This window comes from Steroidobacter cummioxidans (assembly GCF_003104955.1).
This window is the reverse complement of the sequence record NZ_LSRW01000047.1, coordinates 19,050-35,194: the sequence shown is the minus strand read 5'-3', so window position 1 is coordinate 35,194 and position 16,145 is coordinate 19,050. Positions and strand designations below refer to the sequence as shown.

Sequence of the window (16,145 nt, the reverse complement as noted above, 5' to 3'; positions counted from 1 at the left end):
GGCTCGGAGATGTGTATAAGAGACAGGAATACAGCTGTAAACGCGGGATAGATTCGCTGCAGCCGTCGCGTGAAGAAGTGCAGGAAGGATTGCTGGCGCGTCAGCAGCGAGCCGTAGATCAGGTAGCCGCTGAGCACGAAGAACAGATCGACGCCGCTATTGCCGATGATGCGCAATGCCCCGGCGACGACGCCAAGCGACGCATCTGCTGCGATCCACGGCTCGAGCAGCGATTCGTAATGAACCAGGAACACCAGCAGTACGGCCAAGCCACGCAGGCCCTCCATGGGCCTGACGTTATGGGCACTTCCGCCACGCGCCAGTTCGAAGCTTTCCCTCAGCCAGTGCAACAAGATGTCCGTCCCGTCCCGCCGTGTTCTTATGAATTTGTTTTTGCTGTTTTGTGCGGTTTGTACCTAACCTGAACGCTGCACTGCAACTTTTTCAAAACGGACTGTAGCCCCATCCGACACTCGTGCTGTGAGCGCGGCTGGCGGCGCGGCTGCCGCAGAACGCAGTGAGCAGGGCGCCTCGCTGTGAAATCCAGGGTTTCACGCAATTTGCGCAATTGCCGTGGCCCGCCAGATCTGCATAGCAGTGCTGTGGGGCAGCAGGGCAGGTACAATGCCCCGCCGGTCATAACAGCGGCGGCCGCACAGCCGCAGGCCGATTTCTCAGGCGATTTCAGGGCAATTTCTATGACAAATGCATCGAAGGTGTATCCGAGCGCCCGCGCGGCTCTCGAGGGGGTGGTGCGTGACGGGCTCACCGTCATGTCCGGCGGCTTCGGCCTGTGCGGCATTCCGGAGAACCTGATCCTGGCGTTGCGCGACTCGGGCGTGAAAGGCCTGACGGTGGTTTCCAACAATGCCGGCGTCGACGACTTCGGCCTGGGGATGCTGCTGAAGACCCGCCAGATCAAGAAAATGATTTCTTCCTACGTCGGCGAGAACAAAGAGTTCGAGCGGCAGTATCTGGCCGGCGAGCTGGAGCTGGAATTCAATCCGCAGGGCACTCTGGCCGAGCGCATTCGTGCCGGTGGCGCTGGCATCTTCGGTTTCTATACGCGCACCGGCGCCGGCACGCTGGTCGCCGAAGGCAAGGAGTCGCGCGTCGTCAACGGCGATACATACATTCTGGAGACGGGCCTGACCGCGGACCTGTCGATCGTGAAGGCGTGGAAGGGCGATACCGAAGGCAATCTCATCTATCGCAAGACCGCGCGCAATTTCAACCCGATGATGGCGAGCGCCGGCCGCGTCACCATCGCGGAAGTGGAGGAGCTGGTCGAGGCGGGCACGCTGGATCCGGATCAGATCCACACCCCGGGCATTTTCGTGCAGCGGATCGTCAAGGGCACGGATTACGTCAAGCGCATCGAGCAGCGCACGGTGCGCAAGCGCACGGCCGCCTGAAGCTCGATCCCACCCTCAGAATTCATAGGTTACTCAAATGCCCTGGACTCGCGATCAAATGGCCGCCCGCGCGGCCCGTGAACTCAAAGACGGCTTCTATGTGAATCTCGGCATCGGCATCCCGACGCTGGTGGCCAACTACATTCCGGAAGGAATGAAAGTGGTGCTGCAGTCGGAGAACGGCATGCTGGGCATGGGACCGTTCCCGTTCGAAGGCGAAGAGGATCCCGACCTGATCAATGCCGGCAAGCAGACCATCACCGAGCTGCCGATCTCTTCGTATTTCTCCTCGGCCGACAGCTTCGGCATGATCCGTGGCGGCCACATCGATCTGTCCATTCTCGGCGGCATGGAAGTGTCCGCGAACGGTGACCTCGCGAACTGGATGGTGCCCGGCAAGATGGTGAAGGGCATGGGCGGCGCGATGGACCTGGTCGCGGGCGTGAAGCGCGTCGTGGTCGTGATGGAGCACACGTCAAAGGACGGCTCGCCGAAGTTCAAGCAGCAGTGCGACCTGCCGCTGACCGGCGCGGGTGTGGTCGACATGTTGATTACGGAACTCGCGGTGTTCGCGCGTCCGGACCGCAAGTCGCCGTTCAAGCTCGTCGAGCTGGCGCCGGGTGTCACTGCTGAAGAAGTGAAAGCGAAGACTGGCGCGGCGTATCAGTCGTAAGTCGGCAATTTCTATTGTTTGAAACAAAAGGCCCTCTCGCGAGGGCCTTTTTTGCGTCAGGCGGTCGGTGGCCGGCTGACCAGCGTGATTGCCGCGTCGACCGCAGGAATGAGCGCCACCGCTTCCATGGTTTGACAACGCTGCTTCAGCGTCTCCAACTCGAAAATCGTTTGTGGCGTGATGATGTTCTCACCCACGTCAGCCAGCAAGCGGGCACGCGCGCTCTGTAGATCCGTCGGCGCCAGGGGCTCGGCAGCCGTGTATGTGGACAGGTCATTGGCGTAACGGCGCGCCGCCTGCCAGGCGCTTTGCTCGATGCTCACTTCCATCGCGTGGTGATAGAACTCGAAATAGCTGTGACTGACACAGCCTGAGGCGAGCACGGTTTCACCTTCTGCGAGCGCGGCTGCACGTTGCGCCGGATCGGGCGTCAAGCGCGCCAATATTCCCAGCAGCGAAGCTCCGCAGTAGGACATGCCCAGTTCGCGGCTGAGCTGCAGGCCTTCCGCGACCAGACGCAGGGCTTCGTCGCGACTCTCCGGGGCCGTCATGCAACTGGCGAGGATGCCCAGGCATTCGGCATGAAAGCGGCGCGCGCCCAGTTGTTTCGCCATCCGCATCGCTTGTCTGGCCAGCTGGCTGCGCTCCTCATGCTTGCCTTGCAGGATCAAGCCGGACGTGAGGCACAGCACCGAAATCATCTCGCTGCGCAAATCGCCGACGCGGCGTGCGATCTCCCGGCACTCTTGCAGGCTGGCGCGCCCGGCAGCGACTTCGCCGCAATAGACGTGAGTAATACCGACCATCGGCAGGTTCGCGAGCAGCACGCTGATCAATCCGTGTTCGCGCGCTTCCTTCACACATTGCACGAAATGCTGGCGCGCCGTCAGCAGGTTGCCGCGCTGATAGTGAGCATCGCCGAGCCCGCCCAAAGCGCGGGCCAGTTCGGGCGGAGAGTTGGCTTGCTGCGCGTATTGATAGGCCGTCTGGTGGGCTTGCAAACAAGCATCGAAGCGACCGAGAGGAAAACAAAGATTGCCGTGCAAGGTGCTCATCCGGGCCCGGGTTTGTGCATCGGCGGTTTCGCCAAACAAGGTCTGTGCGCGCTCCAATGCATCGAGCGCCTCTTCATGGCGATCCATCACGCGCAAGGCCGAGGCGACGCCGAGCCACGCCGTGCCATGACCGGTCTGCTCGATGGCGAAATCCAAAGCTTCGCGATATGCCGCCAGCGCGTCGTGAGTGCGACCCAGATGCAGCAGCAACTCACCGAGCAGCATGCTGGTCCGATGCAGCATCATCGGCTCTCGTGCGACGGCGCTCGCCTTGTTGGCCAGGTTGAGCGCACGTTCGTATCGAAGGGCCGTGCGCTCGGCTTCGGCGGCTTTGATGTAAGCCTCGGCGGCGTTGTCGTCATCCGCCGCGGCCAGATGCTCGGCGTGGAGCGAGAGATCGCGAGATGCAAACCACTCCGAGGCCACACGATGTAGCGCTCGTCGCTGCGACTTCAGAGTCGACTCATAGATGGCGTCACGGAACAGCGCGTGAGCGAACTCCAAATCGATGCCATCGCTGCGCACGAGCGCGGTGGCAATGAGGTTTGCGGGCTCGTAGCTGTCGTCTTCGAGCATGCGACGCACAACCGCCAGCTCGGTCCGCTGACCCAGCACGGCGGCGGCCTCCAGAGCCCGATGATCTTGTTCCGACAGACTATCGGCGCGTGACAGCACCAAGGAGCGCACCGATCCGGGCAATGTATGTTGGCCGGTGCTGGCCGAGCGCAGTAGCTGATCGAGAAACAGCGGATAGCCATCCGCTCGCACGATACATTCCTGAATGGTCTCGCTCGACAGCGCGGGATAATGCGCCGCCAGTTCCTGTGCTTCGTCTTCGGCCAGCGGTGCGAGATCCACCGTCGTTACCGGGCAACCGCGAGCACGAGCGCGCCAGCTTGCGCTGATGGGATCGCCCTCCGGACGCGTCGTCATGATGAACAGGATCTGACAGTTCGCGACCACGGCTGCGATCTCGCCGAGTCGCGCCAGCTCATCCGTGTCTGCCCAGTGCACGTCTTCGACGACCAGCAGCTGCGGTGAGCGCTGCGCCGCCGCTTCGATGATCTGCGCCAGCGCCAGCGTGCGACCGCGCTGACGAGTGGCGACTTCCATCGCTTTCTCCAATGCCGCCAACTCCGGCTCCAGGGGCGCGTTGATCAGATCGCTCAAGAAGATGATTTGATCGATGCTGCCGCGCCTCAGCGCAGCCATGCGTTGCGCGGCGGCTTTGCGTTCAGCAGCGGGCGCATCGGTGTGGATGCCAAGCAGGCTCAGGGCCAAGGTCGTGATCGGGCGGCGGCCGGGCGACTGACCGAAATCGAAAATCTGAGCCGAATGAACGCCGACGCCGCGCTCGACGGCTGCGCTTCTAACGGTATCGACCAGCCGTGTTTTGCCAATCCCCGCTTCACCGCGCACGATGATCGCGCGACCGTGCCGGCTCGACATGCATCGATCCAGCGACGCGAGAATCATCGCCAGTTCCGGACGACGTCCAACGAACGGTTGCGTGGCCGTGGCACCGTCGGCGCCAATGGCATTCAGCGCGCGCATATCCTCCGAGATCAACACTTCGCCGTCTCGCGCCTGCGCCGCCAGCGTATGCGCTTCGTGGGTTGGTCGTCCGCTCAAGGGAAACACTTCGCTGCCGCAGAGGACCTGCCCCTGGGCGATGCCAATGCGCAGTGCCAGCTTGCAGGGCACGGGCCACGGCTTCGCGTTCACTACGTCACGTAACATCGACGCGGCACGCCCGGCGCGCTCGTTTTCATTGCCATACGAATGAGGGATGCCGAACACCGCCATGACATTCGAGCCGACCCGGCGATCGGTGAGTCCGCCGAATTCCTGAACCGCACTTTGCACGCGGCGTTGAAACTCGTTCGAGAGCAATTGCGCCTCTTCGGGGTCGAGTCGTGCTTCGGTTTCCAGCAAACCCTCGAGCCGAGCGACGAATATCGTCGCGTCGCGCAGGCTGGGCCGCAACTCCTGACGTGCGGCAGGCGCTGGCGCGGCGTCGACAGCCTGGTCAATGAATGGCTCGCTATCGGCGGCCCCGGCAACTGCCGCACGTCGTTTGCGCATCAGTTCGCGATACAGCTGCTCGGTCGCTGCTTCGGGTGAAACATCCAGCTCTCGACGCAATACATCGCGACACACACGATACTGACGAAGCGCTTCGGCATATGAGTTGCGCTTGGCTTGCAGCTCCATGATGCGACGGTGCGCGGCTTCATTGAGCGGTTCCAGCGATACGAGCTTGGTGCACGCTGTCAACGCGCCATCGTTGTCCTTGGCCGCCATGCACAGATCGGTGAGGCGCTGCAGGGTATCGCCCATTTGTTTGCGTAAGGCGCTGCGCTCGCTGCTCAGCCATTCATCGAAGGCGGTCGAGCGTGCGTCGAAGCCGTCTAACAAGTCGCCGCGATAGTGGCTGATTGCGTCTTGCAACGCAGTGCGTGTGCCGGCGAGCAGGGCGTCGCGAAATGCTGCGATGTCACTTTGTAGCAAGCCGGCATCTATACCGACGCTGTCGGTGTCGGCGAGCAACGCTGTCTGCGCTGCGGTCGGCAGGGATTTTCTCAGCGCGGCCAGCGCCTGACGCAAGCTGGTTCGCGCCAATTCCTCGTCGGCATCTTCCCAAAGCAAATGGGCGAGGCGATCGCGGCTGTGAGATTCACCGGGACGCAATGCGAGATAGGCGAGCAGGGCGCGACCTTTGCGCGAAGCAATGCGGACTTCGCCGCCGCTCGCGTCGCGGACGTGAAATGAGCCCAGGACTTGTAAAGTCAGTGCACTCACGGGCGAATCTGCGCGAATTTGTTTGCCGCATTTTCACGCATTTTTCACGGCTGTCGAGACCTTCAACTCACGAGGGCTGCGTACAAATACATCCCATGGCCGGCCCTCTTTGTCGGCCTGCCTCACATCCCGCAGGAGGAAGGTCATGTCTCTACGAGATTTACGCGGTTGCCCGGTTTCCGCCCGCAGCACCGCATCGATGGCGCAGTTCGAGCAGGCGCTGGAACTGTCGGTGAGTTACCGGCTCGATCCGCTGGCGACGATTCAATTGGCCCTGGAGACCGATCCAGACTTCGCCATGGGGCATTGTCTGCGGGCCGCGCTCATGATCATGGCGACAGATCGCATGGTGGTGCCACTGCTGACGGAGAGCATCGAGGCCATCGAATCGTTAGGTCGCCGGGCTAACGATCGTGAGCGGGCGCACGCTGCCGCAGCGCGTACCTGGCTGCAGGGCGACTTCGCCGGCTCGGTGCATCGCTATGGCGAAATCCTGTTGGAATATCCGCGGGATCTGCTGGCGCTGCAGGTGGCGCACGTCGGCGATTTCTTCAACGGCTCCGGCACCATGCTGCGCGATCGCGTGGCGCAGGTGTTGCCGGAGTGGGACACGAGCGCGCCGGGATATAACTATGTCCTCGGAATGTATGCGTTCGGTCTGGAGGAGAACGGGCTGTATTCGCGCGCCGAGGACGTGGGTCGCCGGGCGCTGGAAATCAATCCGGTCGACGCCTGGGGCGTGCACGCCGTGACTCACGTGATGGAGATGCAAGGTCGCATCCGCGAGGGCATCGATTTTCTGACCTCACGTGAGCGGGATTGGGCGGACAACAATGGTCTGGCGTGCCACAACTGGTGGCATCTCGCCTTGCTTCATCTCGATGCGGGCAATGTGTCGCAGGTGCTGGATCTGTATGACCGCCGCGTCAGGCCGGCGCCGTCGCAAGTGCCACTGGAAATGCTCGACGGGTCGGCGATGCTCTGGCGATTGCAGTTGCGCGGTGTCGATGTAGCCGATCGCTGGCGCGCTCTGGCCAGTTGTTGGGAGCCGTTCGTCGATCACGCCTATTACGCGTTCAACGATGCGCATGCGGTCATGGCATTCGTCGGTGCGCAGCGATTCGATCTGGCGCGACAGACGATCGCGGCGATGGAGCAGAAGTGCGCCGGTACGGACACGAACGCGATGATGACGCGCGACGTGGGTTTACCGCTGGCGCAAGCGCTTGTGTCGTTCGCCGAGGGCAACTATGACGATGTGGTGCGTCGGTTGCAGGCGATCCGGACCATTGCGAACCGCTTCGGGGGTAGCAATGCGCAGCGCGACTTGATTCATCTCACGTTGATCGAGGCGGCACTGCGTTCGGGCCAGATCCGGCTGGCGCGGGCATTGATCGCAGAGCGGACGCAGTTGAAGCCGTCGAGCCCGTTCAACTGGCAGCTGACTGCGCGAGTGATGGAGCAGGGCGGTGACATGGGCGCCGCGGCTCGGGCGATAGAGAGTGCGGAAACGCGTCGCAAAGCGCAGTTCATGCCGCAAAGGACGATGGCGCTGTCGGGCTGATGCTCCGGTCGATGCTCAGGGCTGGTGCGGTCGCGCGAGATACTCCTGCGACTGCATCTCGATCAGACGGCTCTGCGTGCGCTCGAATTCGAACTTGAGCTTCGCGCCGTGATACAGCTCGGTCACCGGCTGGTCGGCCGAAACGATCAGCTTGACGGCGCGGTCGTAGAACTCGTCGATCATGGTGATGAAGCGCCGTGTCTGGTTTTCCGACTCCACGCCGAGCGAAGGAATATCGCTGACGAACACGGTGTGATAGCAGCGCGCGATCTCGATGTAGTCGGCCTGGCCGCGCGGCCCGTCGCACAGTTCCTTGAATGTGAACCAGATGACATCGCCGGCGTGGCGCTTCGCATGCAGACGGCGATGGTTCAACGTCAGTGTCGCATCGACCTCGCCAGGCTCGCCTGCCATCGCTTCGAAGAGACTGACCAGCGCCGGCGTGGTCTTGGCATCGTGCGAATCGAACCAGGTTGTCGCCTTTTCCAGCAGGCGCAGGCGATAGTCGGTTGTGCTGTCGACGTGAACGACCTGTGTGTTTTCTTTCAAGAGCTTGATCGCGGGCAGAAAACGCGCGCGCTGCAGACCTTCCTTGTAAAGGTCGTCCGGCGGCACGTTTGACGTTGCCACTAACGTGACGCCGCGATCGAACAACGCTCGGAACAAAGTGCCGAGCAGCATCGCGTCCGCGATGTCGGACACGAAGAATTCGTCGAAACAGATGATGCGGGTCTTCTTGGCGATCTTTTCGGCGACCAGCTCCAGCGGGTCGGCGCGGTCCTGATGTTTCTTCAGCTCGTCGTGCACCGACTGCATGAACCGATGGAAGTGGCTGCGCTGCCGGTCCTTGAAGGGCAGCGATTGATAGAACAGATCCATCAGCCAGGTCTTGCCGCGGCCCACGCCGCCCCACAGGTACAGACCCTTCTGCAGCTGATGTTCCTTCCGCGATGACAGCAGGCCTTTGAACAGCCCCCCCTTGGGTTGCGGTGCCAGCAGGCGCTGCCGCAAATCATCCAGATGCGCGACCACACGCTCCTGCACGGGATCGCGTTGATACCCGAGGCGGGTGCATTCGATGTCGTAGAGGGCGGCGACGGTGGTCGCGGGCGTAGGGTGGTCGGGCACTGCTGGAGCTTTTGAATCGTCCTGTCGGCGCCAATAGTAACCGCAAGCGGCGTTCGGTTCAGTCCTTCAGCTCCGGGCGGTGCTTGAAGAAGGCCAGCGAGTCCGGATTTGCCAGGGCCGCCAGGCTCTTGGGCACGCGGCCATGGACCACATCGCGGACCGCCAGCTCCACCAGCTTGCCATTGAGGGTCCGGGGCAGGTCCGGCGCCTGAATGACCTTGGACGGGACGTGGCGCGGGGAAGTGTTGTCGCGGATGGTCCGGCAGATCTTGTCGCGCAGCGGCTCATCGAGTGTCAGGCCGTCGCGCAGGCGGACGAACAGCACGATCCGCACGTCGCCCTTGAGCTCCTGAGCGATGGCGACCGCTTCGACCACCTCGTCGACTTGCTCCAGCTGGCGATACAGCTCGGCTGTGCCGATGCGTACGCCGCTGGGCTTCAGCACGGCATCGGAACGGCCGTGCACGATCAGGCCGCCTCGGGAGGTGATCGTGGCCAGATCGCCATGCCACCAGACATTTGGATAGCGGGCGAAATAAGTGGCCATGAAATGATCCGCCTGCGTGTCGCCCCAGAAACCGACCGGCAGCGACGGGAACGGGTGAGTGCACACCAATTCGCCCTGCTGACCGATCAGTGACTTGCCGGAGTCGTCGAACACTTCGACTTTCATTCCCAAGCCGAGCGCCTGCATCTCGCCTTCATACACTGGCAGCCAGGGGCAGCCGGTGCCGAAGCACGCCATGATGTCCGTACCGCCGGAAATGGAGGAGAGCTGCACATCGGGGTGCACGTCCCGATAAACGTATCGATAACTGGCCGGGCTCAGCGGCGCACCGGTCGATAGCACGGTTCGTAGCGCGCTCAGATCGAATTCCTCGCGCGGTCGCAGACCAAGTTGTTCGCAGGTCGTGAGAAACCTCGGCCCCGTGCCAAAAATCGTGACGCGCTCTTCGGCGGCCAGACGCCACAGAATTTTCGGGTCCGGCTGCAACGGCGCGCCATCGAACAGCACAATGGTCGCACCCGTCGCCAGGCCGCTCACCAGGCTATTCCACATCACCCAGCCGCAGGTCGTGAAATAGAAATAACGATCCTCGCGCCCCATGTCCGAATGCAGAATGTTTTCTTTCATCTGCTGCAGCAGCGCACCGCCGGCGCTGTGCACGATGCACTTGGGTGCGCCGGTCGTGCCGGACGAATACAGAATGAACGCTGGCTGCTCGAATGGCAGCTGCAAGAACGACAGTGCTTTCCTGCTCTTGCCGAACAGACTGAAGGTCACGCCCTGCGGCAGTCGATCGGTGCGCGCATCGGGGTTGAGATAGGGTACGAGCACCACCTGCTCGATGCTGGGGATCTGTTTGCACACCGCGGCGACGGTTGGCATGCAGTCGAAGTTCTTGCCGGCGTACCGGTAGCCGTCCGTAGCAAACAATACGCGCGGCTTGATTTGTCCGAAGCGATCGACCACGGCGCCGGTGCCGAAGTCCGGCGAGCAGGAGGACCAGATCGCGCCCAGGCTGGTGGTGGCCAGCATCGCGATGACGGCTTCGGGGATGTTGGGCAGATAGCCGGCAACGCGATCGTCCATCCTGACGCCTGCTCGTTTCAGGCCGTCTGCGACCCGCGCGACTTCGGCGCGCAGCTGATATCGCGTCAGCTCCCGCCGCTCGCCGCTTTCGTTACGGAAGATGATGGCGATCGAATCGTCGCCGGCCGGAATGAGATTCTCGGCATAGTTCAACAGCGCGCCGACGAACCAGCGGGCGCCGGGCATGCGAGCGCCGTCTTCGATGGTTTGTTGTGCTTTTTGCGAGCAGCGGATCTCGCAAAAATCCCACAGCGCATTCCAGAAGTGCTCGGGGAACTCGACCGACCAGCGGTGCAGCGAGGTGTAGTCGTGTATCGGCGCTTTGTAGCGCTCTTGTACGTAATGTGAGAAGCGGGTGAGCGCCGCGTCGTGCGTACGCTCGGGGGAGGGCGTCCAGATCGGCTGCGCGGCGGGTTCCATATCAGCGACCCGCCGCGCGCCAGTAACTACATGTTCTGGTAGTTCGGGCCCGAGCCGCCTTCCGGCGTGGTCCAGTTGATGATCTCGTACGGATCCTTGATGTCGCACGCCTTGCAATGTACGCAGTTGGCGGCGTTGATCTGCAGACGCTTGCCGCCCTGGCCGTCATCGACCATTTCGTACACGCCGGCCGGGCAGAAGTTCTGGCAAGGGTTTCCATATTCCTTGGTACACCGAGTGACGCAGATCGACGTGTCCAGCACCTTCAGGTGCGCCGGTTGCGCCTCATCGTGGACGTTACCGGCAAAAAACACCGACGCCAGGCGGTCGCGTGGCGGCAGCGTGCGATCGCTCCAGCCGCGATCCGGCGACGCATAGTCATCCAGTTTCTCCAGTGCCGACCAGTCCGCCGTGTTGCGCAGGGTCCAGGGCACCTTGCCCTTCAGCAGCGCTTCGATGCCGGCATTGAGCATCGCAAAGTACAGCCCGCGCTTGAATGCCGGCTTGAAGTTCCGCACCGAGTGCAATTCTTGATGCCCGGCGGAGTTCCGCCAGCGGGCATCGAAGCCCACGCTCTTGCCTTGCTCGGCCAGGTGCTCGGCGGCCAGGGTGCCGGAGCGGATCGCCTGGTGAATGCCCTTGATCTTGAAGACGTTGAGCGTGCCGCCGGCGTCGCCGATCAGCATGGCACCCGGCATATCGAGGCGGGGCAGGGATTGATAGCCACCCGCCGCAATCGTGCGGGCACCCGCCGCGAGAATCTCGCCGCCTTCGAGCAGCGGCTTGATGCGCGGATGATTCTTGAACTGCTGAAACGCCTCGAACGGCTTCAGTCGCGGATCCTTGTAGTTCAGGCCCACGACATAGCCGACATACACGCGATCGTTGTCGAGGTGATAAAGGAAGCTGCCGCCGTAGGTTGCGGTATCGAGCGGCCAGCCGAACGCATGCTCGATGCGGCCCGGCTGCACGCGACCCGGCGGCAACTGCCAAAGTTCCTTGAAGCCCAAACCGAACGTCGGCGGATCGATGCCATCGCGCAAGTTGTATTTGGCGATGAGCTGTTTGGACATCGAGCCGCGCGAGCCTTCGGCCAGCACCGTCGTGCCCGCATGGATCTCCACACCCGGTGTGTAGTTCGGGCCGGGTTCGCCATCTTTCTCGATGCCCATGTCGCCGATGCGCACGCCTTTGACGGCGCCGTTCTCGTCGAACACCGCTTCAGCGGCGGCAAAGCCCGGGAAGATGTCGACGCCGAGCGCCTCGGCCTGCGACGCCATCCAGGGCGTCAGCTGGCCGAGCGAGACGATGAAATTGCCATGATTGTTCATGGGCGAGAGATTCACCGCCCAGTTCGGCAGCTTGAACGACCCGGTGCGCGTCATCAGCCGCACGTCGTCTTCGGCCGCCGGCACTTTCATGCCGGTGTACTCGGTGCGCCAGTTCGGCAGCAGCGCTTCCAGTGGGCCGGATTCCAGCACCGCGCCCGACAGCGAATGCGCGCCGACGGCCGAAGCCTTTTCCAGCACGCAGATGTTCAGATCGGGCTTGAGCTGCTTGAGCCGGATCGCGCACGCCAGCCCCGCAGGGCCGGCGCCGACGATCACGACGTCATACTCCATTACTTCACGTTCGGTCATGGCTTGAGTCTCGTGGGCTACAGCCGCTCGCGTGTTGTCGTTTTGTCGTCTATGGGAGCGAGGTACTTATTATTTCGGCGCCATGCGGATGGCACCGTCCAAACGGATGACTTCACCGTTCAGCATGGTGTTCTCGCAAATGTGCGCGACCAGTGCGGCGTACTCTTCCGGACGGCCCAGGCGCGGCGGGAACGGCACTTGCTTGCCGAGCGAGTCCTGCGCTTCCTGCGGCAGCGACGCCATCATCGGCGTCTTGAAGATGCCCGGAGCGATGGTCATGACGCGAATGCCGGCGGTCGAAAGATCGCGCGCCATCGGCAACGTCATGCCGGCGACGCCGGCCTTGGAAGCGGAGTAGGCGACCTGGCCGATCTGGCCGTCGAACGCAGCGACCGACGCGGTCATCACGATCACGCCGCGCTCGCCTTCTTCGTTCTGGCCGTTGGTGCCCATCGCAGCGGCAGCGGCCTTGGCGACCAGCAGCGTGCCGACCAGGTTGATCTCGACCACCTTGCGGAAGAAGTCGCCCGGCATGGCGCCTTCCTTGTTGACGATACGACGCGGCCAGGCCACGCCGGCGCAATTGACGGCGAGATTCAAGCCGCCCATGTCGCTCTTGGCCTTGGCGATCGCGGCGTCGACGGCCGCTTCATTGGCGACGTCCACGGTTGAGAAGAACGCGCTGCTGCCGAGCGCCTGAGCGGCGGCCTGACCGGCCGCTTCGTTCACATCGAGCAGCGTGACTTTTCCGCCGGCGCTGATCAGCCGCTGCGCGACTGCATGGCCGAGGCCCGAGGCGCCGCCCGTGATGACGGCCCGCACTTCATTCAACTTCATGACTTACCCCTTTATCTCAAATAGCCCGCAACATCGAGTAGCTGCGGTCAGAGTCTCTGGCCGCCATCCACTTCGATGACACGGCCGGAAAAGTAATCGTTCTCCGCGATGAAGATCGCGGCATGGGCCATCTCGGCCGGTTCTGCCATGCGACGCAGCGGTACTGCGTTGACGGCGCGCTCGATCATCTCGGGTTTCATCGTGTCGAGAATTTCGGTGCGCGTAAAGCCCGGAGCAATCGCACCGGTGCGGATGCCGTAGCGCGCGAGCTCTTTGGCCCACACCACCGTCATCGAAACGACGCCAGCCTTGGTGGCGGAGTAGTTCGACTGGCCCATGTTGCCCGCGCGGGAGATGCTCGAGGTGCTGATGATGACGCCGCCGTTGCCCAGCGTGACCATGCGGGCGGCGGCTTCGCGTGCGCCCAGAAACACGCCTGTGAGATTTACATCGACAACGGCGCGCCACTGATCCATGGACATCTTGTTGATGACCTTGCCGTCCTGTGCCTTGATCAGCAACGCATCTTTGGTGATGCCGGCATTGTTGATCATCACATCGAGCCGGCCGAAGTCGCTTACGACCCGATCGAGCGTGCTCTCGACTTCCTGCTCGTGCGTGACATTGCAAAGATAGGTGACAGCGCGGATGCCTTCTGCTTCGCACAGCGCTTTGGTCTGAGCCAGGTGCTCGGCATTGAGATCGATCAGTGCGAGGTTGGCACGCTTGCGAGCGAAGGCCACTGCCATGGCGCGGCCAATGCCGCGACCGCTGCCGGTGATGGCGACGAGCTTTCCGTCCAGCTGCATTGGGCCCCCAGACCTGTTCAAAGGGGTCGGATGTTACCCCTAATTTTGCGTTGCACAAAGGGGGTATTCCGCCATAAATCCAGGCTGGCGCATCGTTCCACCAGCCAGTTTCACCACGACAACGGTAGCCAATTACTCCTGCGGCACCCAGCCTGCTTTCCTGCGCTCCAGGAACGCCGACAGACCTTCCTTGCCCTCGGGGCTGACGCGCAAACGCGCCAGCAGGCGAGCGGTTTCATCGCCGAGCACATCGCGATCGTGGAAGTGCGCAACGCGCTTGACCAGCTGTTTTGCTGCACGCACGGCCTGCGGTCCACCGCGCAGCAAATGATCGATCTGCTCGTTGACGAGTTGATCGAGCTGCTCGGGCGCCGCTGTGAAATGCAACAGCCCCAGGCTCTGCGCCTCGGCGGCGGTGAAAGGTGCTGCAGTGAGAAACAAACGACGCGCCTGACGACTGCCGATAGCATCGACGACGTAAGGAGAGATCGCCGCCGGCACGATGCCGAGTCGCACTTCGGTCAACGCAAATTTCGCCGAGGCTGCGCCGATCGCAATATCCGCGCAGGCGACGACGCCGACACCGCCACCAAATGTATTGCCATTGACGCGTGCGATGATGGGCAGCTCGAATTCATCCAGCTTGCGCAGCAGCCTGGCCAGCACCTGCGCGTCGGCAACGTTCTGCTCTTCGGTAAAGTTCATCATCGAGCGCATGTGGCCGATGTCTGCACCGGCACAGAAGCTTGCGCCCGCGCCGGTAAGCACCACGACACGTGCTGTCGGATCGTTGCCGAGCTTCGTCAGCGCCTCATACATTTCGCCCATGGTCGCGCCGTCGAGGGCGTTGTGCTTTTCGGGGCGATTGAGCGTCAGCGTCGCGACGCCTCGGGAATCGATGCTGGTGGTGACGGTCGACATGAGTGAGCTCCCGCGGATTCAGGTCGCATGCAGTCCATGACTGCATGCGACACTTGTCTGGCTTGCTAACGCTTACGCCGTGGCTTCGAAAATCTCGCGGCCGATCAGCATGCGGCGGATTTCGCTGGTGCCGGCGCCGATCTCGTACAGCTTCGCGTCGCGCAGCAGGCGGCCGGTATCGTAATCGTTGATGTAGCCGTTGCCACCCAGCGTTTGAATCGCTTCCAGCGCCATCTGCGTTGCTTTCTCGGAGGCCTGCAGAATGCAGCCAGCCGCATCGAAGCGCGTGACTTTGCCGCGATCGCAGGCAGCCGCCACGGCATAAACATAGGCCCGGCATGCATTCATGGTCGTGTACATGTCGGCGATCTTGCCCTGCATGAGCTGGAACGTGCCGATCGCTCGTCCGAACTGACGACGCTCGTGCGTGTAGGGGATGACAATATCCATACAAGCACGCATGATGCCGAGCGGCCCGCCTGCCAGCACCACGCGCTCATAATCCAGACCGCTCATCAACACCTGCACGCCTTTACCTTCTTGATGCAGCACGTTCTCGGCGGGGACTTCGCAATCCTGGAACACCAGCTCGCACGTGTCGGAGCCGCGCATGCCGAGCTTGTCGAGCTTCTGCGCCGTGGAGAAGCCTTTCATGCCGCGTTCGATGATGAACGCCGTGATGCCGCGCGGGCCGAGTTCGGGATCGAGGGTTGCGTAGACCACGAGGGTTTCGGCGGTCGGACCGTTGGTGATCCACATCTTGTTGCCGTTCAGGACGTACTTGTCGCCCTTCTTCACGGCGCGTGTGCCCATGCCGACCACGTCGGAGCCGGCGCCCGGCTCGCTCATCGCCAGCGCGCCGAGGTGCTCGCCGGAGATGAGGCGGGGGAGATAACGTTCCTTCTGCGCGGGCGTGCCCCAGCGGCGAAGCTGGTTGACGCACAGATTCGAGTGCGCGCCATAGGACAGGCCGACCGACGCGGAGGCGCGGCTGATTTCTTCCATCGCGATGACGTGGGCGAGATAGCCCAGGCCGCTGCCGCCGTATTCATCCTCGACGGTGATGCCAAGCAGGCCCAGCTCGCCCAGCGCCGGCCACAGCTCGCGCGGGAATTTGTTGGTACGGTCGATATCGGCAGCCAGCGGAGCGATGCGCTCGCTCGCAAACTTCGCTACCGTGGCGCGCAATGCGTCCAGATCTTCACCCAAACCGAAATCGAAATCTTCCACGACGGCCCCCGATCATGTGCTGGTCCGGCGGATGGCGCCGGCGCTCGAATTGACCTA

At 62.6% G+C, this 16,145-nt stretch carries 12 protein-coding genes; 3 read left to right on the top strand and 9 right to left on the bottom strand.

The window, feature by feature from the left end; all coding sequences use genetic code 11:
• Positions 1 to 287 (bottom strand): acyltransferase family protein (locus D0550_RS21805; protein WP_153067260.1); only part of this gene is annotated, 287 nt, incomplete at its 3' end.
• Between the two features lie 411 nt (positions 288 to 698).
• Here D0550_RS21805 and D0550_RS21800 point away from each other — a divergent pair.
• Positions 699 to 1,415, top strand: a complete 717-nt coding sequence (locus D0550_RS21800; protein ID WP_116811304.1) for a CoA transferase subunit A — start codon at positions 699 to 701, stop codon at positions 1,413 to 1,415.
• A 37-nt stretch (positions 1,416 to 1,452) separates the two neighbouring features.
• The gene (locus D0550_RS21795; RefSeq protein WP_116811303.1) at positions 1,453 to 2,088 is read left to right on the top strand and encodes a 3-oxoacid CoA-transferase subunit B; all 636 of its coding nucleotides are present in this window, start codon (positions 1,453 to 1,455) and stop codon (positions 2,086 to 2,088) included.
• A gap of 56 nt (positions 2,089 to 2,144) precedes the next feature.
• Here D0550_RS21795 and D0550_RS21790 read toward each other — a convergent pair whose 3' ends face one another.
• Positions 2,145 to 5,945 carry an ATP-binding protein gene (locus D0550_RS21790; protein WP_116811302.1) on the bottom strand — a complete coding sequence of 1,267 codons (3,801 nt, stop codon included), beginning with the start codon at positions 5,943 to 5,945 and terminating at the stop codon, positions 2,145 to 2,147.
• 145 nt (positions 5,946 to 6,090) lie between these two features.
• Here D0550_RS21790 and D0550_RS21785 point away from each other — a divergent pair, with 145 nt between their 5' ends.
• Positions 6,091 to 7,509: a tetratricopeptide repeat protein gene (locus tag D0550_RS21785; protein WP_116811301.1), complete on the top strand. Its 1,419-nt coding sequence runs from the start codon at positions 6,091 to 6,093 to the stop codon at positions 7,507 to 7,509.
• A 15-nt stretch (positions 7,510 to 7,524) separates the two neighbouring features.
• Here D0550_RS21785 and zapE read toward each other — a convergent pair whose 3' ends face one another.
• From zapE to D0550_RS21750, 7 genes are all read right to left on the bottom strand, one after another.
• Positions 7,525 to 8,637: a cell division protein ZapE gene (gene zapE / locus D0550_RS21780; RefSeq protein WP_116811300.1), complete on the bottom strand. Its 1,113-nt coding sequence runs from the start codon at positions 8,635 to 8,637 to the stop codon at positions 7,525 to 7,527.
• Between the two features lie 58 nt (positions 8,638 to 8,695).
• Positions 8,696 to 10,651, bottom strand: a complete 1,956-nt coding sequence (locus D0550_RS21775) for an acetoacetate--CoA ligase (protein WP_116811299.1) — start codon at positions 10,649 to 10,651, stop codon at positions 8,696 to 8,698.
• Positions 10,652 to 10,677: 26 nt separating this feature from the next.
• A complete protein-coding gene (locus tag D0550_RS21770; protein ID WP_116811298.1) occupies positions 10,678 to 12,291 on the bottom strand; it encodes an electron transfer flavoprotein-ubiquinone oxidoreductase in 1,614 nt (537 codons plus the stop codon).
• Between the two features lie 69 nt (positions 12,292 to 12,360).
• On the bottom strand, positions 12,361 to 13,128 hold the full coding sequence (locus D0550_RS21765) for an SDR family NAD(P)-dependent oxidoreductase (protein WP_116811297.1): 768 nt from the start codon (positions 13,126 to 13,128) through the stop codon (positions 12,361 to 12,363).
• 47 nt (positions 13,129 to 13,175) lie between these two features.
• Complete coding sequence (locus tag D0550_RS21760; RefSeq protein ID WP_116811296.1) at positions 13,176 to 13,937, bottom strand: SDR family oxidoreductase; 762 nt, start codon at positions 13,935 to 13,937, stop codon at positions 13,176 to 13,178.
• Between the two features lie 132 nt (positions 13,938 to 14,069).
• Positions 14,070 to 14,858: an enoyl-CoA hydratase-related protein gene (locus tag D0550_RS21755; protein WP_116811295.1), complete on the bottom strand. Its 789-nt coding sequence runs from the start codon at positions 14,856 to 14,858 to the stop codon at positions 14,070 to 14,072.
• Between the two features lie 72 nt (positions 14,859 to 14,930).
• Positions 14,931 to 16,088, bottom strand: a complete 1,158-nt coding sequence (locus D0550_RS21750; protein ID WP_116811294.1) for an isovaleryl-CoA dehydrogenase — start codon at positions 16,086 to 16,088, stop codon at positions 14,931 to 14,933.
• Positions 16,089 to 16,145 lie beyond the last annotated feature (57 nt).